This is a genomic window from Pseudoalteromonas sp. B160 (genome assembly GCF_037162485.1).
Taxonomy (GTDB): domain Bacteria; phylum Pseudomonadota; class Gammaproteobacteria; order Enterobacterales; family Alteromonadaceae; genus Pseudoalteromonas; species Pseudoalteromonas rhizosphaerae.
Map to the genome: position 1 here is coordinate 111,678 of NZ_JARLUX010000001.1, position 21,871 is coordinate 133,548.

The following is a 21,871-nucleotide window of genomic DNA, read 5'->3' on the forward strand; positions in this document are numbered from 1 at the left end:
ACAGAGCACACAATGAATAATAAAATACAACACATTGTGGTATTAGGTGGTGGCGCAGCAGGTTGGCTAAGTGCAGGGCTATTAGCCGCTGAACACCCTAAAAAAAGATTACCTTAATAGAGTCTGCAAACATTGCTATTTCAGGTGTAGGCGAAGGCACTTGGCCGTCTATGCGCAATACGCTCAAGCGAATTGGTATCGAAGAAATAGATTTTATACGTCACTGCGATGCTTCATTTAAGCAAGGTTCAAAATTCATAAACTGGCGTAACATAAATATAGGCGAAAACTACTATCATCCGTTTATGACTCCCGAAGGCTATTTAGAAACCGATTTACACGCTTACTGGCAACATCATGCAAGCACTCAAAAATATGCCGACGCCGTTAATATGCAAAGTTTTGTTTGCCAAGCAGCACTTGCACCTAAGCAGTTACACACACCAGAATACGCGGCGGTCACTAATTACGGCTATCATCTTGATGCCGGTAAGTTTGCCACATTTTTAAAACACCACTGCGTAAAAAAACTCAATGTGCATCATATTATTGATGACGTCATCGAAGTAAAAAATGACCATGACGATTATATTCATTCACTCACCACCATAAAGCACGGTGACATAGACGGCGACTTATTCATTGATTGTACCGGTGCTCGGGCGCGTTTGATTGGTGAGCACTATGGCGCAACGCTTATCACACAAGAGCATATTCTTTTTAATAATAGCGCTATCGCTGCACATCTCCCTTATAACGATAATCAACAAGAGATCGCCTCAGCCACTTTATCAACGGCGCAGCCACATGGTTGGATCTGGGATATTGGTCTACCGAGTCGTCGTGGTATTGGTTATACCTATAGCGATAAATACTGTGATGAACAAACCGCTGTGAACACCTTAAAAAGCTATGCTGCGCTATCTGTTGGTGAACAAGTCGCCGAGCAAATACAAACTCGCAAGCTGAGTTTTATTCCTGGTTACCGCACACAGTTTTGGGTAAAAAACTGTGTTGCTGTTGGTATGTCGCAAGGTTTTATAGAGCCACTTGAAGCATCAGCACTGGCGATGGTGGAGCTTTCAATCAGCATGTTAAGCGAACAAATGCCGCAAAACCGTACTCATATGGACTTGCTGGCTAAACGGTTTAATGAGCGCTTTAGTTATCGCTGGCAGCGAGTAATCGACTTTTTAAAGTTACACTACATATTAAGTGAACGTGATGATAGTCAATACTGGCGTGATATAAAAAAACCATCGAGCATTCCTACTCGTTTGAATGAATTGCTGGCAATTTGGCAATATCAACCACCAAGCAGGTTTGATTTAATTGAAAACGAAGAGGTATTCCCCTCTGCCAGCTATCAATATGTATTGTATGGAATGGGCTTTCACACGCAAAATACAACAGCAGAAAATACCTTTAATAACGCTAAAGCTGGGCAGTATTTTTATCAGCAAAACCGTGAAAAAATTGCCAAATACTTACAAGGGTTACCAACAAATCGCGCATTATTAAATCAACTTTTAAACAATAAGGCTTAACCTGACAATGACACACAACAAACCTATAAAAAATGTGGTGATCGCTGGCGGTGGTACAGCTGGTTGGATGGCTGCGGCTGCATTCAGTAAACTCGTTGGTAAAAATATCAATGTCACCCTTATCGAATCCGACGACATTGCTACGGTTGGTGTTGGTGAAGCTACTATTCCACCGATCCGCACTTTTCATAAATTACTTGGCATAAATGAGCAAGCATTTATGAAAGCTACCCAAGCAAGCTTTAAATTAGGGATCAGTTTTGAAAACTGGGGCGAAAAAAACACCGATTATATTCACTCATTTGGCATGACGGGCAAAGAATGCTGGGCAGGTGAATTTCATCATTTTTGGCTACACAGCTTAACATTAGGACTTGAATCCGAGTTTGGTGATTACTGTTATGAACTGCAAGCAGCTAAACAAGGTAAGTGTGCTTTTAATCAGCAAAATCCAATTAATTATGCATTTCATATGGATGCGAGTCGTTATGCATTATTCCTACGTGAATTTTCAGAACAACTAGGGGTTAAACGTCTAGAGGGAAAAATAATCCACGTTAATAAATGCGCCACTTCGGGCTTCATAAACAGCCTAACTCTTGCAGATGAAAGTATCATAAATGGTGATTTTTTTATTGATTGTACCGGCTTTAATGGACTACTTATTGAACAGGCTTTGCATACCGGCTATGAAGATTGGTCACACTTACTGCCGTGCGATAGCGCAATTGCAGTACAAACTAGAGCCATTAGCGATGATATAGTGCCTTATACCCGCTCAATAGCACATGATGTAGGCTGGCAGTGGCAAATTCCTCTGCAACAGCGCGTAGGTAATGGTCTAGTGTATTGTAGCCGTTATTTAAACGATACTGATGCAAAGCAGCTTTTACTCAGTAATATTCAAGGTGAAACTCTCACTGAACCCAGAGTAATTAAATTTAAAACTGGCCGCCGCCGCAAAGGCTGGAATAAAAACTGCCTTGCTTTGGGGCTTGCCAGTGCCTTTGTTGAACCACTTGAATCTACCAGTATTCATTTAATTATGTCGGGCATTATTCGCTTTATCCGGCTATTTCCATTTGATGGTATTACCGAACAAGCAATCCACGAATACAACAAACAGCTAAAAAGTGAGATTGAAAATATTCGTGATTTTATTGTCTTGCATTATAAAGTAACTGATCGCACTGATAGCGAATTTTGGCGTCATTGTAAAAATATGGAAGTGCCTGATACCCTTGTTCATAAAATTAGTTTATTCAAAGAAACTGGGCGGGTATTTTTAGATGACGGCGATATTTTTAGAGTCGACTCATGGGTGCAAGTAATGTTGGGTCAAGGTATCAAACCCAAACAATACCATTTAATTGCAAGCCTGATGAGTGATGATGAGTTAAGCCACTTTCTGATCAGTATCAAACAGCAAATTACTCAACGCGTGGCACAATTGCCAACACATAAAGCGTTCTTACAACAATATTGTTCTGCGGAGTAATCTGAGTGAGCATAAAAAGCCCTTTAATCACTTAAAGGGCTTTGCACAACAAAACAAAATCAAAGACTAAGTTAACTATCTGGGCAGATAATTGTTGCCTGTTTTGCTCCCTCTGGCACAAAGTTGATATTCGCCACAGAAACCGAACCATTACCCGTGCTCTGTAATGAAAATGGGCTAATCACTCTTGAAAAATCAACGCCTTGCTCAGTAAAGCAGGTTAAGTCTATGCTGAGTGTTTGCCATCTATTTAATGTAGCCTTTTTGAGTTCTGCGCTGATATCAACACGTCCACCACAACCATGCTCGCAACTCATAGCAACAAATAATGGAGCAGCAAATTCGCTATTTATCTTGTAATCAAAACTCAGCGCTGAGTTTGCTTCGATATAAGCCACTTTATCTTCAGTGAAGTTACTATTGATTTCGGCTGTAGTAAGGCCTATACCTGTAAATACAAATGCCATTGCATCTTCTTGAATATTTTTATCTTCAGTACGATAACTAATACCTGCTAATTCAACGCTATTGCTAGCTACTTGAACTTGCTGCTGTGCTGACTTTAAAAACAATCGCCATGGATCAGTCAGCACGCCATTAAAAATAGCCATATTAGGCAAACTAGCTATATCAACACCTGAGTCTTCATTTAAATTATCTGCCAGGGTATTTTTATCTGTATAGGTTAAACCAAAGCCATAAGGAAATAGTGGCGAATAGTCTACATCATCTTTATTTACTGCGGTTTGCAGTGGTGATTTTGGCCATGAAAACGACAATTTACCAGTAAAGTCATGCTGAATATCACCTCCTGCGTCAGTTAATAAGACATCGGCCACACCTTGTCCTTCTGTACCTGGTAGCCATGCGGCGACAAACGCATCAGAGGCATTTAACTCAGCGTTAACCCACATTGGTCGACCTGAAATGAATACCGATACGACCGGCACGCCTTTAGATATAAGCTGTTTTAATAACGCTAACGACTTTTTATTATTACGCTCAAACTCAAGATTATCCCTGTCACCGTGGCCTTCTGCATAAGGTTCTTCTCCAAACACCACAATCGCCACATCAGGTTTTTGTGTAAAGTGTCCATCAGGACTTAAAATGGCCTCTCCACCTGCGGCCGTGATCTGCGCTTTTAAACCCGCAAAGATTGACGTAGCACCAGGGAAATCGGTATTTTCGTTATTGGTGCCTTGCCAAGTAATACTCCAGCCCCCGCTTGCTTAGCAATATTATCTGCGCCATCTCCGGCAATTAATACTCGTGAATTAGCCGCTATCGGCAAAGTATTGTTGTTGTTTTTTAATAACACCAGTGATCCACGCACAGCTTGTCGCGCAATATCGCGGTGCGCTTGCGCGCCAATTAACTGCGTTTTACCTGAGAACTGACGTTTTGCAGGGCTCGGTTTATCAAATAAACCCGCTCTTAGTTTGACTCTTAAAATACGCGCAACAGCATCGTCAATTCGGCTCATGGCAATTTCACCGGCTTTCACTTGCGCTATCGTATTTTCATAAAGTGGTTTCCACGCCCCCGTAGGAACCATAAAAATATCAAGCCCCGCGTTTACAGCCTGTGGGCAGCTTTCGTTACTACAACCTACAACTTGTCCGTGGCCATTCCAATCACCAACAACAAAGCCATCAAAGCCCATTTTCGTTTTCAGTACATCGGTAAGCAGGTATTTATTGCCATGATTTTTCTTACCATGCCAGCTATTAAACGACGCCATAACAGATTGACTACCAGCCGACAAACCACCAATGTAGCCTTGAGCATGAGTATCAAACAAGGCTTGCTCTGAATCGATATTGTTACCTTGATCGTCACCATCGACGGTACCGCCATCACCTAAAAAGTGTTTAACTGTGCTAATCACCCGCTTATGACTTAAAAAATCACCATCGGCATGGCCTTGCAAGCCGTTAACAATGGCAACTGAGTACCGGCGGACAATCTCTGGATCTTCAGAATACCCTTCATAAGTTCGACCCCAGCGGTCATCACGTACAACAGCAACAGTCGGCGCAAATACCCAATCAATACCAGTAACCATCACTTCGATTGCCGTCGCAGCGGCTATTTTTTCTATTAAAGCGGGATTATTTGCTGCGCCTAAGCCAATGTTATGTGGAAATAACGTTGCACCAATCACGTTATTATGACCATGTACAGCATCGGTGCCCCACATGGTAGGAATATCGATGCCATCAAGAGAATCATCAACCGATGCTTGATACATCTGTTCAGCAAGTGCAATCCAATCTTGTGGTGTGGCATGTTTATTCGCGTTCGGAAATGAGCCTCCGCCATTTAAATACGAGCCAAAACCATATTTACGCATATCATCAGTCGTTATATCGCGGATCTCAGGTTGAATCATCTGCGCAACTTTTTGCTCTAATGTCATCGTCTGCAAGTACTGAGCAATCTTAGACTCAATTTGCGGATCAGCTCGAACCACATTATTCAGCTTTGGCCAAATAGCTAGCGATTGTTGCTGCTGCATTTGTTCAACAGCTCTATTATTTTGAGACGTATCTTTACTTTCGCTTGCTGAACAACCAGCCAGAGTAACTAATCCAGCTAACAAACTTAGTGTAGGTAACTTAGCTGTGTGTAAGTGTGTTTTCATTTTTATATACCTATCTATTATCAACTCATTGCTGCTTAAAAGACTCTAAGTACCTGCTGTATTACAAAAGCGAGACCAAGCGGTTTATTCATCTAAGCAACGGTAGAACTATTTTTTGTCATCATTGAAATTAAAATTTAACTGTTGACCTGTTAAGAAATAGTCACTAACCTAAATATGGAAGCGCTTCCTTAAAGTCATTAAATACCATCTATTGGCATTAATCAAATTAAATATGGAAGCGCTTTCAGGTATGTTAGCTTTAAAAGCTAAAAATAACAGCATCACGGACTATAAAAAGAAAGCAGAGGTTTTCTATTAATGAAACAATTATCTTTACCTAAACACTCGCCGCTACTGAGCAAAGACTTCACTTTTGGCGTAGCAACTGCTTCATTTCAAATTGAAGGTGGTGCAGCAGATCGTCTGCCATGTATTTGGGACACCTTTTGTGCTCAAGACGATAAAATTGCCGATAACTCAAATGGTCTAATCGCCTGTGAACACTACACTCGTTGGCCTCAAGATATTGAGTTAATAGATTCTTTGGGCGTTGATGCCTATCGTTTATCAATTTCTTGGCCGCGCGTGATGCATCAAGATGGTAGTTTAAACCCATTAGGTGTGAAATTTTATACTGATCTTCTAGATGAACTTAAACGCCGCAACATCAAGGTATTTGTCACTTTATATCACTGGGATCTACCGCAGTATTTAGAAGATCAAGGCGGCTGGTTAAATCGTAATACCGCCTATGAATTTGCTCACTACACAGATCTTATTAGCAAAGCGTTTGGTGATCGTGTTTATTCATATTCAACCTTAAATGAACCTTTTTGCAGCTCTTATTTAGGGTATGAAATTGGTGTGCATGCCCCAGGTATTGTCGGTCGGGAATTTGGCCGAAAAGCTGCCCATCACTTATTACTAGGTCATGGTTTAGCGATGCAAATGCTGGCTAAAAATAGCCCACAGACACTTAATGGTATCGTACTCAACTTTACTCCCTGTTACCCGGTAACACAAAGTGACGCAGATCTTAAAGCCACAGCCTTTGCTGATGATTATATTAACCATTGGTATATGCGCCCTGTAATGACTGGCAAATACCCAGATATTATTGAGCAACTTCCAGCAGAGCAGCGTCCAGATATTCACCCCGGTGATATGGAAATTATTGCGCAGCCATTAGATTACCTTGGCGTTAATTTTTATACGCGTTTACATTACCAAGCAAGCGCTGATGATTTTTATGACGAGCGCCCACATCAAGGCCTATTAACTGATATTGGTTGGGAAATTTACCCGCAAGCACTTACTGAATTATTAGTATCGTTAAATGAGAAATATACCCTACCACCGATTTATATTACTGAAAATGGCGCAGCAATGGCCGACAAGATGATAGATGGTAAAGTTAACGATTCAGATCGCATAGCTTACTATCAGCAACACTTAAACGCATTGCATAACGCAACTGAACAAGGTGTGGTGATCCATGGCTACTTTGCATGGAGCTTAATGGATAACTTTGAATGGGCTGAAGGCTATTCAAAGCGATTTGGTATCGTTTATGTTGATTATCAAACTCAACAACGTACTGTAAAAGCCAGTGGCCTTGCGTATAGTAGTTTAATTACTAGCCGGTAAACTTAGCTAGTGCTCCTTTAAAAACAACAATAAGAAACACACAGTGAACAAAATTCCTTTATACGAAAAAATCGGTTATGCGATGGGTGATGCCGGAGCCAACTTAGTTTGGCGAGGTGCACTTGCCTACCTAGCAGTATTTTACACTGACACATTTGGCATATCGGCTGCGGCCGCAGCTATGTTATTTTTGGTGGTTAGGTTATCCGATGGTGTAACCGATATTATTATGGGAATGATTGCAGACAGAACCACCACTCGGTTTGGTAAATTTAGACCGTGGATTTTATGGTCTGCTCCTTTTTTAGGACTGTTCATGGTGTTGTGTTTCACCACACCTGATTTCAATGACACCAACAAGTTAATTTACGCCTACGTTACCTACATAGGCTTAACGTTAGCTTATACGGTGAGTAACGTGCCTTACTCTGCATTAATGGGAGTAATGAGTCCAGACGATACCGAGCGCACGAAACTATCGAGTTTTCGCTTTGCCGGAGCCTTTGCAGGCGGTTTATTAGTGATGGGCTTTTTACCTGAACTGGTTGCTTATTTTGGCGATGGCGATAACGCCAAAGGTTATCAGTTAACCATGTACTTATTTGCAGCATTACTAATTGTTTTGATGGTGATCACTTTTGTTAGCACCAAAGAGCGGGTAATACCCCACAAAACAACCAGTGGTAATTTAAAATCAGAGCTCAAAGATTTAACTAAAAACTTACCCTTTATTATTCTGCCATTATTGGCAACTACCTTGTTCTTTTACTATCGCGAAATCTACAGTGGGCTATTTTTTGCATTTATCATGACTATGATGACTGTTGTGATAAAAAAATTACTCAACAAAGATCATCAAAATCTCACGGGAACTCAACGTGATATGGTTGATTTGCTCACCAACAAGCCTTGGTTAATTTTATTAGGCATGGGCTTTTTGACCATGATGTTCAACGGTATAAAGTATGGTGTAATTGCTTATTACTTTAAATATCAGGTTGGCAGCGAACTGATGGCAGGCCAATACTTCGTTGCGTTATTAGTGGTGTCTATCCTCGGCGCTCTTGCCACTGGTAAACTTGCCGAACTAATAGGCAAACGTAATTTATTTATCATCTCTTTAATATTAAGTGGCTTATTAACCACAGCATTTTATTGGGTGCCTGCTGACAACATTGTTGCCATATTTACTTTTGGTTGTGCAGCTGAATTTTTTGCTGCCATGATGCCTACCCTGTTTTTTAGCATGTTAGGAGATGCTGCCGATTATTCTGAGTGGAAAAACAAACGCCGCGCCACAGGCTTAATTTATTCAGCAGGGACGTTTGTGCAAAAAACTGGCGGCGGTTTCGCTGGGGCATTAGTATTAGTGGTATTGGCAGGCTATGGCTATAACGGCATGAACGAAGCAACCATTACGCAATCATTACCTGGCATGCAACTATTAATGAGTTGGATCCCCGCAGCATTTGCTTTTTTAGGTGCCGCCTTGATGCTTATCTATCCGTTGACACCCGCAATGACGCAGAAAATCACGGAAGACTTGGCTTTTAGACGCAGTAATGTGTAAATTATATTTCATTATCAATACGTTTTTATAAAGTGCGAATAATCACGCTAGGAAATTAATGGCTACAATTTATCAAGTATCAGAACTTGCAGGTGTCTCTCTCTCTACGGTATCAAGGGTTCTGAACGACAATGATTATGTAAGTAAAAAAACCAAGAAAAAAGTGCTCGAAGCAATGCAGCAACTTGGCTATCAACCCAGTTCTATTGCCCGTTCTTTAGCATCGAGTCGTACCAGTAGTGTTGGTGTTTTAGTCTCTGAACTAGACGGCCCATTCTTTGGCCAAATGATGTCGGCGATAGAGCAGCAACTTCGTGCCGCAGGTAAGCATGTTATTATTACCGCAGGGCACAGTGACGAAGACAAAGAGAAAAATGGCTTTGAATTTTTAATCAGTCGTAACTGTGATGCCATAATTGCCCATGTGGAAATAGTATCGGACGAATATCTAATTGAACTTAGTAAGGGAAAAATCCCCATTTATTTAATGAGCCGTTATGTTGAGGAAATTAAAGACAACTGTATTAGTCTTGATAACGTTCTGGGCGGTTATCTTGCCACTAAAACGATGATCAATAAAGGTCACAAAAATATTGCTTATATTGCGGGTCCACAATTTAAAGTTGATGCGTCAGACCGACTCGTAGGACATAAAAAAGCGCTTGCTGAATACAATATAGCCTTTGATGAAAGCCTTTTTTACATAGGCGACTTTAAAGAAACCGGCGGCAATGATGGCTTAAAACATTTTATTGAAAATAAAGCGCAATTTAGCGCAATTGTCTGTGCCAATGATGAGATGGCCTCAGGTGCAATGAAGTTCGCCAGAGAACACGGTTTTAATTTACCGAAAGATCTCGCCATTATGGGCTACGATAACGTGATTTTCACCAATTACCTTTACCCAACTCTAACAACCATAGATAACCCAGTCCCAGAGATGGGCAGAATGGCGGCTAACCTTGTACTTAAAGACATTTACAAACGCCCTGGCATTACAATTAATCGTGTATTCCAGCCGACTCTCGTTTTAAGAGACTCCACGCCAGATATTAATTAATGCGGTAAAATCATTCGTTCACTAGGTTGAATTTTCAACTAACGAATTTGCTGATCAGCTAAACTTAGATTCAGCCCATGCAATTCATTACGTACCCATCGGCCATCTAAGTATTGTTCAAGGTGGTCTTGGGCAAATGTTAAAAAACTACGCGCAGCATGAGCAATATGCCGATCAGTGCGGATAACAAAGTACCAATGACTTGCTAAGCTTGCATCACTTACAGTTAATACTTTGAAGCCATGATCTCCTATTGGCAACACATGGCGAGACAGCACACCAATTCCCATTCCTGATGATACTGCAACGCGAATAGCCTCATTACTTGCCATTTGCACGCTGTTACTCAGTACTAAACCGCGTCTTTGCAGTTCGCTCTCAAATAACATCCGAGTTGCAGAGCCAGGCTCTCTTAATAAAAAGCGGTATTTCACTAGCTCAGAAAGTGCAACGTGTTGTTGATTAGCTAATGAATGATCAGTAGGCACAATAAACTCAAGCGGGTTTTTTAAAAAGCGTGCCGCTTTTGCATGTTCAAGTGACGGTGGATGGCTAAATACATAAATATCATCTTCACCGCGTTCAAAGCGCGCTAACACCTCTGCTCTATTGCCAATCTCAAGAGGCAACTCAACATGAGGATGCAAATTACTATAGGGCCCGAGTAATTTTGGCAAAATATATTGTGCGGTATTCACCATAGCGATTTTACATCGCCCGCGCTCACCCCCTTTGAGTTCAGCTAAAAAATCGTTGTAATCATCAAAGTGGCCAAACACTCGTTGGCAAGTCCTAAATAACTCATGCCTGGCTTCTGTGACATGCAGTTTTTGTTGCTGCATAATCACCAGCGGCTCATCTACAGCCTCTTGTAAACGTTTAATTTGCAGCGAAACCGTTGGCTGAGTTAAGTGTAAACGCCGTGCGGTTTCACTGATCGAGCCGGTTTTTACTACACTCATAAACACTTCAAGCAGCCGAAAAGAAATATGTCTTAAATCCATCGCTATCACATCCCCTCAGGTATTAATCAGCCCATAGATAATAACCTATAACTAACTACCAATCATTTTATTATTTACAATGCATGATTTTATCTACAATAGCGCAACTTTAAATTAATAGGAGAAAGGTGTGCCAGATATTGTTGTAATGTTTTTTGTTTTGGGTTTAGTTGCGGGGATTTTACGTTCTGATCTCGTTATTCCAAAAGCAACTTACGAGACCTTAAGTTTGCTGCTGATGCTGACCATAGGCTTAAAAGGCGGCATGGTATTACACGGCAATCTTAGTTGGCAATTATTGCCAGAAATGGGCTCGGTGATGCTGCTTGGCGCATTTATACCTTTAATGCTCTACCCTATTTTAAAATATGTCATCAAACTTTCGGTAGCGAACAGCGCAAGTATCGCCGCCCATTATGGCTCCGTAAGCGCGGGGACATTTGCAGTCGCCCTCGCTTATGCTGAATCGGCGCAGCTAGCAGTAGGTGCTGAAGTAACCCTGTATTTAGTGATGCTAGAGCTTCCCGCGATTATCGTCGGGCTGTTACTTTATCGACGACTTGATAAACAACATAGTGCCGATAATACCTTATCGCTTAAAGCACTCTGGCATGAAACCTTAACCAATAAGAGCGTTATTCTCCTCGTAGGCGGTGTTGTTATTGGTATGATGTATGGCACACAGCAAGGCAGCCAAGTAACTGGATTATTAACCAATAGTTTTAAAGTCGTGCTTGCATTATTTTTACTCGAAATGGGTTTAACGGCAGCGCAAACATTACGCCCTATACCTTGGCATCACTGGAAACTGACACTATTTGCTATAATCAGTCCATTAATATTAGGCGCGATTGGAGTCAGTGTCGGCACTTTATTAGCGCTTGAGTTAGGCTCAATCGTTATCTTGGGGAGTTTAGTGGCCAGCGCATCTTATATTGCAGCGCCTGCCGCTATAAAAGCCGCAATCCCCAAAGCCGATATAGGTCTGGCTATGCTCAGTTCACTAGGCATCACTTTCCCATTTAACGTACTTATCGGTATCGGTTTGTATCATAAACTTGCTGTTGCGATGCAATAAATTAAACAATAGATAAGGGCTATTTAGCCCTTATCTATCTATAGGTTAAGCAAGCTCGGGCCATTGAATTGACTTACTGTCTTTGCCATTTTTACAGCTAAGTGGATCATTACCTTTATAATTTTTGCATCCCCAAAACTGCCCTTTTGCGCTATTGCGTAATACCATTTCAGCACCGCATTTATCACACGTTGGCACTAGATGGTTACAGGCTGTATTTATACATAATTTAAACCCTGTATAGCGACTGCGAGTCATTGGGCTTTGGCACTGCTCGCACGATTTTTCTTTATGCTCACAACGCGGAAATAACGAACAGCCGTAGAATGGCCCAAAACGACCACTGTGTTTTTTAATACCCCGCTATCACAGCGCATACAGTTTATATCTGCGATATGTAATTGATCAACATCACTAGTAAATTCATCCAGTTCTATGTCATGTTCAGCAATTAACTCCGAGACAAAACAACTGCTATTGGTCATATCAGCAATGATGTAGGCGCGGTGTTTTGCGCGCGTTAGTGCAACGTAAAATAACCGTCGCTCTTGTGCGTAAGCGAAGTTTTCTGGCGCTGGTAATAAAGCTTCGATAATTGCGGGCGCAACTTTTTCAGATGGAAAACCATGTTTACCCTTTTGTAATCCGATAATAATAACATGATCGGCTTCTTTACCTTTTGAGGCGTGAAAAGACTGCGACTGAATTTTTAACAACGGGTATTTAACACTCATGGTTTTAATATCCGTATTTGTTGGTAGCTGAAACCAAAAGCGCGCTAAAAAATACACGGTTGTGGGTTTACATGCCTTGCTGTGTATTGTGCAGAGTATGTCATCAATCGCACCATTTAATAGTTCAGGAATGTCACTGTAATAACTATTTTTATAACCAATAGACGCATTACTACTGCGCCTTAATAACGACACACTAGGATGTGAAACCTGAGTTAAAGAAGTAATCGTTTTATCAAGCTGCGCGGGATTTTTACTAATAAATGCTGAGGCAACTTCACCAATTTTATTATTGAAACGAAACGTAAGATCCAGCGCCGTTTGCGTAGTAAAGCCAAAATACGTTGCAAACTCAGTGGTCAACTTAATATCAGCGCCGCTGAATCGGTAAATTGCTTGCCAATCGTCACCCACTGCAAATACTGAACTACCCTTGTTGCTATCGCGAAGTGCTTTAACCAATCGTGCTCTTGGCTGTGATATATCTTGAAATTCATCAACCATAATATAACGCCAAGGCGATTTAAACTTGCCCGACTCAACATACTCGATTGCCTTGATAATCATATCATCAAAGTCAATTTCACCGCGCTGCTGCAAGTGAGCGTTGTAGTTAGATAAAATTGGTTTTAATAGCGCCAACGCTTGGGTTGTTTGTTTGGCGTCAAGGGAGCGTTTAATGACATCAACTTCATCAGCATCAGTTAAATAAGCCGCCTTATATAAACTCAGCAATTGACTAAATAACGCAGCTAATACGGTGATCCTGCCAGTTTCTTTTAAGCTTTCGAGCAGTGATTCTAAGGGCAATAACTGTGTTTTCACGCTCGCACTTAAAAGCGCTTGTTCAAGTTCGTTTAACAGCTTACCTTGTTTATGTTGCCCATAAGTCAAAGCTATACAGTGAGTGTTATTACTGGCATGAGTGGTATTTTTCCAATCAATTTCGCTATGGTATTGCGCTTTATCAATGTAAGGCGCAGTATTGCCAGCGTCATCGATGCCGTAATATTCAATGTAAATATCGTACTCAGGTAAATAAAAATCAGGCTTGTACTGTCTGCGTTCAATGGTTTTTACGTCAACTTTATAAGGCGCTTCGTATTGATAATCTATGCCGTGATAAAACAGCCAATTAGCTATATATAACTCACCAAAGCTTTTTACCTTGTCGCCTTTTAGGCTACGGATATCGTTATCATTTAAGTAGCTGTAATAATCACCCAATGTTTTAAAATCAAATTCATTTTTTTCAACATAATAGTATTTACTAAAATAATCTAAAACCAGATGACGATACTCGGCACTGTTTTCAATCAATGATTCAAAGCACTGCTGCACCCATTTTGCTTTCGCTTTTTCGTCTTCTGCAAATACACTCATAGTCGGTTTAGCACGTTCAACTTGTGAGATAATCGCCAGTCCGACACTATGAAAAGTAGCGGCTTTTATTTTATCGGTGGCGAGCTTATTTTCGATCCGTTGATCCATTTCATCAGCAGCTTTGCGACCATAGGCCAGCAATAAAATATCACTATAAATTGCCTGCTGGCTTTGCACTAAAAACCCAGCCCTGCCAATCATAACACTGGTTTTACCGGTGCCTGCGCCAGCCAATAACAAGTTATTATCGTCATCAATCACACAAGCACGTCTTTGACTTAGTGTTAATGGATTTGCTTCAACACGGTCAAAAAAAGCGTGGTGTAGGTTAAGTTGCTTAGTAACGTATTTTTGTTGTAGATACTGAGTAAGTGCAGCATCCCAGTTTGCATATTGCTCTAATACGTTTATTTTTTTATCCACTAAAACAAATGCGGGGCTGTTTTTTATCCACGGCAACCAACGGTCATGCTCTTGCTGTGCCAACCGCTGAATACGACTAACATAAGACTGGCGTAAATATCGCTGCTTGACCAGTTTTGTTATTTTATTAAGAAAAGTGTCAAGCTTAGCTTCATTAGCGTTCACCCAATAGCGTTCAAATTCAGCTTGAAATTTACGGTGAGCACCATATGCCAGCAGCGAAAATGTATGATTTTGTTGTGCCGTAACAAAAGAAATCGTTTGACCAAACAAGCCGAAAGCAAACGACGGCGGTGCCTCCAAATCACTCCAACTTATTTGTCTAGTTGAGTTACCTTGGCAAATAGTCAACATATGGTGATCAAACGCCAACATGGCTTTATTAGAAAACATCCTGCCAAACAGGCTAACTGCAATAGAATTCATTACTGCTGAATTCCTAAATAAAAAGAGTGAATTACCGGTATTTTAAGTTAATCAGCTGGATAAGTGTGAAAATAACGGCAATTATTTTAGCGTAGTTTTTCATCTGGATTTAAAAAGAACATTTTCTTCCAGCCTTGGCTTTGCGCGGTCATTAACCATGGGTACGGTAGTAACGATAAAATAGAGTAATGTACGTGAGGTTGTTTACCTGCCGCATTCCCCGTGTCTCCTAAGCTACCAATCAGCTCACTGACTGCAACATAGTCTCCTGCACTTACCGAATAACTTTCTAAGTGGGCAAAGTAATGCAGTCGCCACTTAGGCCCAAGTAATGCCACCACTTTACCACCGCGCTTTAGCTCACCTGAATACAGCACCACACCACTTACCGAAGCAACCACTGCCGTGTGTTTTTTTGCCAAAAATATCTATCCCTTTGTGTACACCTGATTTACCCCAAGGGCTATACCAAAAGGTATTATGATGCCAATCATTTGCTGTTGCACCTTTGACTGGGATCACTATTTTTTCAGGTATGAGCAGCCCAATAACAAGGACTGTAAAGAACGTTAGTCCCATGTACTTCATCACTTTCATTACAACTTCCTTGAAATAGTTTAACAGTGAAATAGTTCATTATTGTTTGATACGTGTGCAACCAGCCACTCACACAACTCATGTGTTAAACTATCTTTTTTAAGCTGTAATTGGTCTACCTGCTGCGTTTTAACCGCCGTTAGCCATGCCTCTAGCATTGACTCAAAGCCCCGTTTATATAGCGTTGCTTGCCAATCATTTTGCATCGCGCTCTGCTGTATTCCATTGACCATAGAGGTCATATTGGTTAGCGATTCAAACCGCCACTTTTCATTCAAACCGGTTATTTCAACCACTTCTTCATTACAGCCACTTAATCTATCCATAGCGCCTTGAAATAACCGCCCCTCAAACTCAAAACTAACATGTATTGCTGCCAATAAGCCTTGTGGATCTAGCTGTGAAAACACCTGTAACTGGTTAAGTTGATCAAAACGCTCTACATTTGCAAAATGGCATAAACTATCAACCACATGGATGAAGTCATCAAAAATAAAAGTGCGTGGCTGTGCTGGTAAATTTAAGCGGTTTTTTGCCATTTAAGATGGCGTATTTGTGGCTTTGCAATATCGGCCATAATTGGTAAAAAGCGACGATTAAAACCTAAAAATAATGGCGTGTTATGTTTAGTTGCTAACGCAATAAGTTCACTTACCTCACTAAAACTATACGCTAATGGCTTATCCACAAACGTAGCGATTTTTTGTTCAAGTGCCTGCTTCGCAAACGTAAAATGAGACTCAGTATTAGTGTGGATCATCACCCCATCGGGCTTACGCCAGTACCGCTTGGTAATCTGTAAAGCACTTTTGAACCCGATACTGCTTCGCTAACTGCGTTAATGTTGTCAGGTTTCGTGTACAAAAAATAGGATCGATCTGTGCATGTTGCGTGGCAATAGGTAAATATGCTTTTTGTGCTATATCCCCAAGCCCGACTAAAGCGATTGTTAGCTGGTTCATTTTTACTATTGCCTCTTGATGAAAAATAAAAACACAGCATACCAAGTTATTATTTAGATTGATAAAACAACTACAAATTTTAAACAATTTCGCTAAAAAAATGATACCAAAATGACGTAAATAACCGGTTAATTTACCTAACTTAGCGTTCTAAATAAAATGTTGAGTAAATATTCAAATATAACTTTACTTGTGTTCAAAATCGGATTAAATTCGCCGCAAAATTAACCAACCAAAAATAATTGCCAGCTATTAAAACACTCCAACGCAATTATTTATGCCCTTTAAATCGGATTCTTTAATGGTTGAGCTCGCTGCCAGTCATAAACCAAATAACCCACTTGCGCCTGTTATTGGTTTGTCTTTTTTTGCTATTGCCTCAGGCTTTTTAATGAGCCTAATTCCTTTATCATTGAGCGCCTTTGGGCTTGATAATGAACTTGCCTCTTGGTTAGCTAGTGTCTTTTATCTTGGCTTATTAATTGGTGCTTTTTTATTGAGCGTATTGTTGCAAGAGTAGGCCACCGTCATGCTTTTCTGGCATTTCTGGGGTTATTAATTTTCAGTGTTGCAGCACAGCTTATTTTACCTAATGCCAACGTGTGGCTTTTAGCCCGCTTTGTAGCTGGTATCGCCGTAGCTGGGGTATTTGTGGTGGTTGAATCTTGGTTACTAATGACTGACACTGCCAAAGCACGAGCTAAACGATTAGGCCTGTATATGACATCCCTGTACGGTGGCAGCGCCGTTGGCCAACTAGCTATCGATCCGCTTGGTACCAGTGGCCCACTCCCCTATTTGTTTGTTATTGCTCTATTATTTTTAGCGATGTTAGCACCGCTGCTGATTAAATCAGGGCAACCGCAAAGTCAGCACTCGCAAAAACTACAATTAACTGAGTTAAAAAAGCTCAGTCGCCCAGCAATTTTAGGCTGTTTGGTATCAGGATTAGTACTTGGCCCAATATACGGTTTAATGCCAGTATATATCTCTGCCCAAAGTGAGCAGGCCGCTTTTACTGGCACCTTGATGGCGGTGATTATTTTAGGCGGTATGTTAGTACAGCCGTTGGTGAGTTATTTATCAACACGAATGGCAAAAAGCTTATTAATGGCATTATTTTGTTTATTTGGCGCGATGGGTGTAGTTGGTATTATGCAAGCTGTACACTTCAACGTATTGATGGCCAGTTACTTTATTTTAGGGGCTGCAAGTTTTGCACTCTACCCCATTGCCATCACCTTAGCCTGTGACGCATTGCCAATCGAAAAAATAGTCTCAGCAACGGAAATTATGTTACTGAGTTACAGCTTTGGCTCGGTCTTTGGGCCTTTGCTTGCTGCCAACCTATTTGCTTCAGCTAACGGCATTATGTTGTATTTAGGCGGTTGTTTATTCACCACCTGTATTTATATGCTGATCAAAAGCCTTAAAGGCATCTCCACTGACAATACCCCTGTGGCAGGATAAGCCATAGCCTAATAACGCAAAAACCCCATGCTGAGTTAACAGTATGGGGCTTTAATTCAAGTAATAAGGCCTAATTTATAAAGATAGGTATTCTTTAGCACGAGTAAGGTTATGCGATACCATCGCGCTATCAGCCATTTGTGCAGCTTCATATAAATCTGAAAGACCAGCGGTATCATTTTTAGCCATCATACGTGATACACCGCGATTACTTAATGCAAACGATGTTAATTCACGTAATTTCATTTTTGGGCCTTCGCTTTGTTTTAGCAACGCAATCGCTTTAGTACAAATTGTTTCTGCTTGCGCGTAATTTTTTGATTTAACGTTTAGTGCGCAATTATTAAATGATTGTTCAACTGGCTGTGGCGCTGTTGCTGTCTCAATAACCATTAATTTGTAATCACTTTGATCAGCCAGAGCAACAGCTGAACATGTTAATAGTGAGCTAAGAGCAATAGTTTTGATAAGTGTACGTTTCATGATTATATTCCTATTTGATTATTTGCCTAAATCGTGTCGTATCTGGTGCCGACAATTGAACTTTAGAGTGTTAGCTCAATTTCAACAAACGATAAAAATAAACCTCATAGGTGAAGAAAATTAACTTATGGACTTTATAAAAATGAATTGTTACTGAAACTAGATTGAGCAACACAACTAAAAGGTGTCAATATCGACACCTTTTTATCTATAAACAGCTACTTTATGTTTTTAATATGCGAGCTAATAATGCTGCTATTACTGATAAAATGTTTTTTCTGGGCTGGAAGGCGTTTGCACGAATGGTAAAGCAGGATCGTTCGTTAGCGTTTTTTCAGCTGTGGTACTAGGTATTACAGGGCTTGGGCCGACTGAGCCTTGCGTTGTTTCTGTGTTCAAAATTAATGGTAAACCATCTTTACCACCACCTATCACTACAACTTTACTATTGTTAGATTTGGCCAACTCCACTGTAGCTTCAATCCCTCGCCAGCGTAAATATGTTTCAGAAATACCACCACTGACTGTTTGCTGAAAATCTCTGATCCCTTCTGCTTCGGTCTTCTTACGCTGCGCTTCTTTTCTAGCAACAACTAAACGCATGTCGTATTCTTCGTTCAAATAATTTTGATTCACTTTTGCGATAATCGCATTATGTACCTTTTCTGGTATATTAACGCGCTTGATCAGCATATCATCCAAATTAACTAGCACTTGCCCTGAGTGCGTCGCTTTTTCTTGCTGTAAAATTGTCTGCTCTTGTAATTGCAGTTCCTTTAAAACTTCATCTAGAAGCTCATTTTGCACTTGTAAACGCATATTACCGTACACTTGCTCTGCCGTATAACGCGATACAATCATGATCACCGCAGAATTAACTTCTGGTAATACTGTTTCTTTTAGGTAATCCGTACCAACTAACTTATGTAGATAAGGTATTTGTGAAACCACTGGCCGATAACGCACAGTCACATCTAACGAAATTTGTAAGCCTTGGGAAGTAATAGCGTGAATTGTTTCATCAGCAGTTTGAAACCGACTTGAATAAAGCGTTAGCGTATCCCAAGGCAGAACTAACACTGTTCCTTCATCAAACGGTTTTTCCAAATAGGTACCACCGCCTAAACGTTTCCACAAAACTCCGACTTGGCCTGAATCAATTTTAATAAACATCACTGGCACCAGCACCATGCCTAGAAACATAAAAACCAGTAATGTGATCCCAGCTCTAAAACGCCATGACAAAATACGTTTATGAAATTTAGGCTTATAACGTTTAATAAAACGCATACTGATATTTGTGATTATTAATGCAAGTAGTAAACCCGCAAGCACCAACAGAGTTAAATCGGGAGTAATGACAATATTCATGATGAGACCCCATTGCTTACAATATCGTTATTATCGGTTAACTGCCCTTCCACCATTTTTAAATGGGCATCAGCTAAATGAAAGTATGTATCATCATGGGTAATTGCAATCACTGTATTTCCTCTTGCTTTGAGTCGTGGTAATACTTGCTCGTAGAATTTACGCCTAAAAATAGGGTCTTGATCGGCAGCCCATTCATCAAAAATATATACAGGTCGATTTTCTAAAATTGTACTCAATAACGCTAAGCGCTTTCGCTGCCCTGACGATAAGTCAACAGTGCTAAATTGACCATCGACGATACTCACTTTGGTGTTCATTTCTAAAAATGCCAACCATTCATCTATTTCTTGTTGTTTTGTATCGTGAATACCATACAGCTGTTTAAATAAATGAAAGTCAGAAAATACCGCAGTAAACAAGCTACGATAACCTTGCAGTGAAGTTTCATTGAGCTGTTGACCATCGAGGAGTATTTTTCCAGCCTGTAACTCATATAGACCTGTGAGCATACGAATAAAGGTAGTTTTTCCGCTCCCATTTCCCCCAGTAATAAAAGTAATTTTGCCTCGCTGCAGCTGAAAATCAATGGGACCAACTACAAAGGCATGTTCACCAGGTGCACGATTATGCTGATAATATGCACCACTTAGTTGTATCTGTTCAAATGTTGCGAGCTCAGCATGAGCCGATTTAGTATGTTGAGTTTTTTCCTGTTCAGACTGTAACTCCTTTTCCAACGCTAACACATTTTGTCCAGCTTCACTGGCAGCGGTAAAAATAGGAATACCGCCGACAATACTGGTGATTGGGCCAATTAAAAACAGCGAAGCTGTGGTAACTTTAATAACCACATCGGTGTAGACATGCGATAACACCGGTACAATAAAAACCATAGCCCCAGTTGCCGCAAAAAAACTGATTTGCGATAAAATAAAATCGCTGGCAAACAAAGTTTGTGTTTTCGTCTTAGAGCGTTTAGCGCGCGCTGAGTCCATTGCAAACTCATATTCAAGATCATCCGCTCTTGGAACACTTAGCTTTACTTCTTTAAAGCCATCGAGTAAATCAGACAAGCGTTGAATTAATTTGTTTTCGCTCTCAAATGACTGCTGCATATTCTTTTGTATTTCGTCTGCCCGAAGCCGGTGAATGCTGCCGCCAAGCATAATCAATACGGCCAACACAATGAAAGCCACAAAGGAGTGATATGCAATATACATAGATGTAAAAAAAACTAAGCTAATTGACTGACCTATAATCACAAACAATTGCGCAGACTGAGAAATAGTCTGTAATTCTTTGCTTAGCGTAGTAAAAATTTTCTCTTTACCAATCTTCTCTAAGGTCGCCAGTTCAGTATGACGAACACATTCAAACAACTCGACACGTAACCCATCGATGGCTTGTTCAACCATTTTTGCAGCTTTAGTCATTAATCTATGTTGGGTGAGACCATAAATAGCAATGGTTAACGAAAATAAAGCGAGATAATAAAGAATATGATTTTCGCGGTGAATATCAGCAATATTTTCCGCAACATTATTTATTAGCGCTAAAACGAGGGCATTTGCTAATCCGGAAATACAACCTAGCGCAGCAAACGTTCTTTTTTTAACTGTGATGTTTCGACTAATTAAATCGTATAATACCATTTTAGAATCTTTTATTGTTTTTTGATGGTCTTTATCAACACACATTAACGTACAGCTGAATAATATTACCACTGCTTTAAAACCAGTGGTTTAACTAAGCTATATAACTAATTGAGCGTTAAACGTTGTTATCCATGTCGCTGTATTACTTGTTATGTATCTTGGCTATGTGTTGCATCTTTTTTGTGCGCAAAAATTAATATTAATAAACCGACAAAAGGTGTCAGCATCAGCGACAGCAAAAAAAGCCTACCGGGCCTGCAAAAGTGTTTCGCCCCCAGTAACCACACAATAAACATAATCCTAAATATAA

At 40.4% G+C, this 21,871-nt stretch carries 14 protein-coding genes and 4 pseudogenes; 7 read left to right on the forward strand and 11 right to left on the reverse strand.

Features of this window, described 5'->3' with window-relative positions:
• The first annotated feature begins 12 nt into the window (after positions 1-12).
• Positions 13-1,547, forward strand: a pseudogene (locus P4S61_RS00500) (tryptophan halogenase family protein).
• Positions 1,548-1,554: 7 nt separating this feature from the next.
• Positions 1,555-3,045, forward strand: a complete 1,491-nt coding sequence (locus tag P4S61_RS00505; protein WP_337117589.1) for a tryptophan halogenase family protein — start codon at positions 1,555-1,557, stop codon at positions 3,043-3,045.
• 71 nt (positions 3,046-3,116) lie between these two features.
• Here the strand turns inward: P4S61_RS00505 and P4S61_RS00510 are convergent.
• A pseudogene (locus tag P4S61_RS00510) lies at positions 3,117-5,692 on the reverse strand (glycoside hydrolase family 3 protein).
• 321 nt (positions 5,693-6,013) lie between these two features.
• On the opposite strand from P4S61_RS00510, the gene P4S61_RS00515 reads away from it, so the two are divergent.
• From P4S61_RS00515 to P4S61_RS00525, 3 genes are read left to right on the forward strand one after another with little or no spacing between them, the layout of a single operon-like run.
• Positions 6,014-7,342 (forward strand): GH1 family beta-glucosidase, encoded by a 1,329-nt coding sequence (locus P4S61_RS00515; RefSeq protein WP_182734311.1) that lies wholly within the window; start codon positions 6,014-6,016, stop codon positions 7,340-7,342.
• Between the two features lie 43 nt (positions 7,343-7,385).
• A complete protein-coding gene (locus tag P4S61_RS00520) occupies positions 7,386-8,912 on the forward strand; it encodes an MFS transporter (RefSeq protein ID WP_145233054.1) in 1,527 nt (508 codons plus the stop codon).
• 58 nt (positions 8,913-8,970) lie between these two features.
• Positions 8,971-9,972 (forward strand): LacI family DNA-binding transcriptional regulator, encoded by a 1,002-nt coding sequence (locus P4S61_RS00525; RefSeq protein WP_145233053.1) that lies wholly within the window; start codon positions 8,971-8,973, stop codon positions 9,970-9,972.
• Positions 9,973-10,010: 38 nt separating this feature from the next.
• Here the strand turns inward: P4S61_RS00525 and P4S61_RS00530 are convergent, their stop codons facing one another.
• Positions 10,011-10,976 carry a LysR family transcriptional regulator gene (locus tag P4S61_RS00530; RefSeq protein ID WP_337117590.1) on the reverse strand — a complete coding sequence of 322 codons (966 nt, stop codon included), beginning with the start codon at positions 10,974-10,976 and terminating at the stop codon, positions 10,011-10,013.
• Positions 10,977-11,106: 130 nt separating this feature from the next.
• Between P4S61_RS00530 and P4S61_RS00535 the strand changes: the two genes are divergently transcribed.
• Positions 11,107-12,054 (forward strand): sodium-dependent bicarbonate transport family permease, encoded by a 948-nt coding sequence (locus tag P4S61_RS00535; protein WP_337117591.1) that lies wholly within the window; start codon positions 11,107-11,109, stop codon positions 12,052-12,054.
• 45 nt (positions 12,055-12,099) lie between these two features.
• On the opposite strand, the gene P4S61_RS00540 is transcribed toward P4S61_RS00535, so the two are convergent.
• The 6 genes and pseudogenes from P4S61_RS00540 to P4S61_RS00565 form a co-directional block, all read right to left on the reverse strand.
• Entirely contained in the window at positions 12,100-12,411 is a 312-nt protein-coding gene (locus P4S61_RS00540) for a topoisomerase DNA-binding C4 zinc finger domain-containing protein (RefSeq protein ID WP_337118862.1), read from the reverse strand.
• Positions 12,309-15,020 carry a UvrD-helicase domain-containing protein gene (locus P4S61_RS00545; RefSeq protein ID WP_337117592.1) on the reverse strand — a complete coding sequence of 904 codons (2,712 nt, stop codon included), beginning with the start codon at positions 15,018-15,020 and terminating at the stop codon, positions 12,309-12,311. The genes P4S61_RS00540 and P4S61_RS00545 overlap by 103 nt, the downstream gene beginning before the upstream one ends.
• An 86-nt stretch (positions 15,021-15,106) precedes the next feature.
• A pseudogene (locus P4S61_RS00550) lies at positions 15,107-15,617 on the reverse strand (M23 family metallopeptidase).
• A 20-nt stretch (positions 15,618-15,637) separates the two neighbouring features.
• Complete coding sequence (locus P4S61_RS00555) at positions 15,638-16,156, reverse strand: hypothetical protein (protein WP_337117593.1); 519 nt, start codon at positions 16,154-16,156, stop codon at positions 15,638-15,640.
• Positions 16,138-16,380 (reverse strand): Gfo/Idh/MocA family oxidoreductase, encoded by a 243-nt coding sequence (locus P4S61_RS00560; RefSeq protein WP_337117594.1) that lies wholly within the window; start codon positions 16,378-16,380, stop codon positions 16,138-16,140. The genes P4S61_RS00555 and P4S61_RS00560 overlap by 19 nt, the downstream gene beginning before the upstream one ends.
• A 10-nt stretch (positions 16,381-16,390) precedes the next feature.
• Positions 16,391-16,579: a hypothetical protein gene (locus P4S61_RS00565; protein WP_337117595.1), complete on the reverse strand. Its 189-nt coding sequence runs from the start codon at positions 16,577-16,579 to the stop codon at positions 16,391-16,393.
• A 301-nt stretch (positions 16,580-16,880) separates the two neighbouring features.
• Here P4S61_RS00565 and P4S61_RS00570 point away from each other — a divergent pair.
• Positions 16,881-18,049 (forward strand): annotated as a pseudogene (locus P4S61_RS00570) (MFS transporter).
• 75 nt (positions 18,050-18,124) lie between these two features.
• Here the strand turns inward: P4S61_RS00570 and P4S61_RS00575 are convergent.
• The 3 genes from P4S61_RS00575 to P4S61_RS00585 form a co-directional block, all read right to left on the reverse strand.
• On the reverse strand, positions 18,125-18,532 hold the full coding sequence (locus tag P4S61_RS00575; RefSeq protein ID WP_182718887.1) for a hypothetical protein: 408 nt from the start codon (positions 18,530-18,532) through the stop codon (positions 18,125-18,127).
• Positions 18,533-18,790: 258 nt separating this feature from the next.
• Positions 18,791-19,903 (reverse strand): prohibitin family protein, encoded by a 1,113-nt coding sequence (locus tag P4S61_RS00580; protein WP_145233046.1) that lies wholly within the window; start codon positions 19,901-19,903, stop codon positions 18,791-18,793.
• Complete coding sequence (locus P4S61_RS00585; protein WP_182734362.1) at positions 19,900-21,558, reverse strand: cyclic peptide export ABC transporter; 1,659 nt, start codon at positions 21,556-21,558, stop codon at positions 19,900-19,902. The genes P4S61_RS00580 and P4S61_RS00585 overlap by 4 nt, the downstream gene beginning before the upstream one ends.
• Between the last annotated feature and the right edge of the window lie 313 nt (positions 21,559-21,871).

Bases quoted from the DNA above. Each gene is read 5' to 3' on its own strand.
- P4S61_RS00525 (WP_145233053.1), top strand. From the start codon at position 8,971: ATGGCTACAATTTATCAAGTATCAGAACTTGCAGGTGTCTCTCTCTCT.
- P4S61_RS00505 (WP_337117589.1), top strand. From the start codon at position 1,555: ATGACACACAACAAACCTATAAAAAATGTGGTGATCGCTGGCGGTGGT.
- P4S61_RS00585 (WP_182734362.1), bottom strand. From the start codon at position 21,558: ATGGTATTATACGATTTAATTAGTCGAAACATCACAGTTAAAAAAAGA.
- P4S61_RS00530 (WP_337117590.1), bottom strand. From the start codon at position 10,976: ATGGATTTAAGACATATTTCTTTTCGGCTGCTTGAAGTGTTTATGAGT.
- P4S61_RS00555 (WP_337117593.1), bottom strand. From the start codon at position 16,156: ATGGCAAAAAACCGCTTAAATTTACCAGCACAGCCACGCACTTTTATT.
- P4S61_RS00545 (WP_337117592.1), bottom strand. From the start codon at position 15,020: ATGAATTCTATTGCAGTTAGCCTGTTTGGCAGGATGTTTTCTAATAAA.
- P4S61_RS00515 (WP_182734311.1), top strand. From the start codon at position 6,014: ATGAAACAATTATCTTTACCTAAACACTCGCCGCTACTGAGCAAAGAC.
- P4S61_RS00580 (WP_145233046.1), bottom strand. From the start codon at position 19,903: ATGAATATTGTCATTACTCCCGATTTAACTCTGTTGGTGCTTGCGGGT.
- P4S61_RS00575 (WP_182718887.1), bottom strand. From the start codon at position 18,532: ATGAAACGTACACTTATCAAAACTATTGCTCTTAGCTCACTATTAACA.
- P4S61_RS00565 (WP_337117595.1), bottom strand. From the start codon at position 16,579: ATGAACCAGCTAACAATCGCTTTAGTCGGGCTTGGGGATATAGCACAA.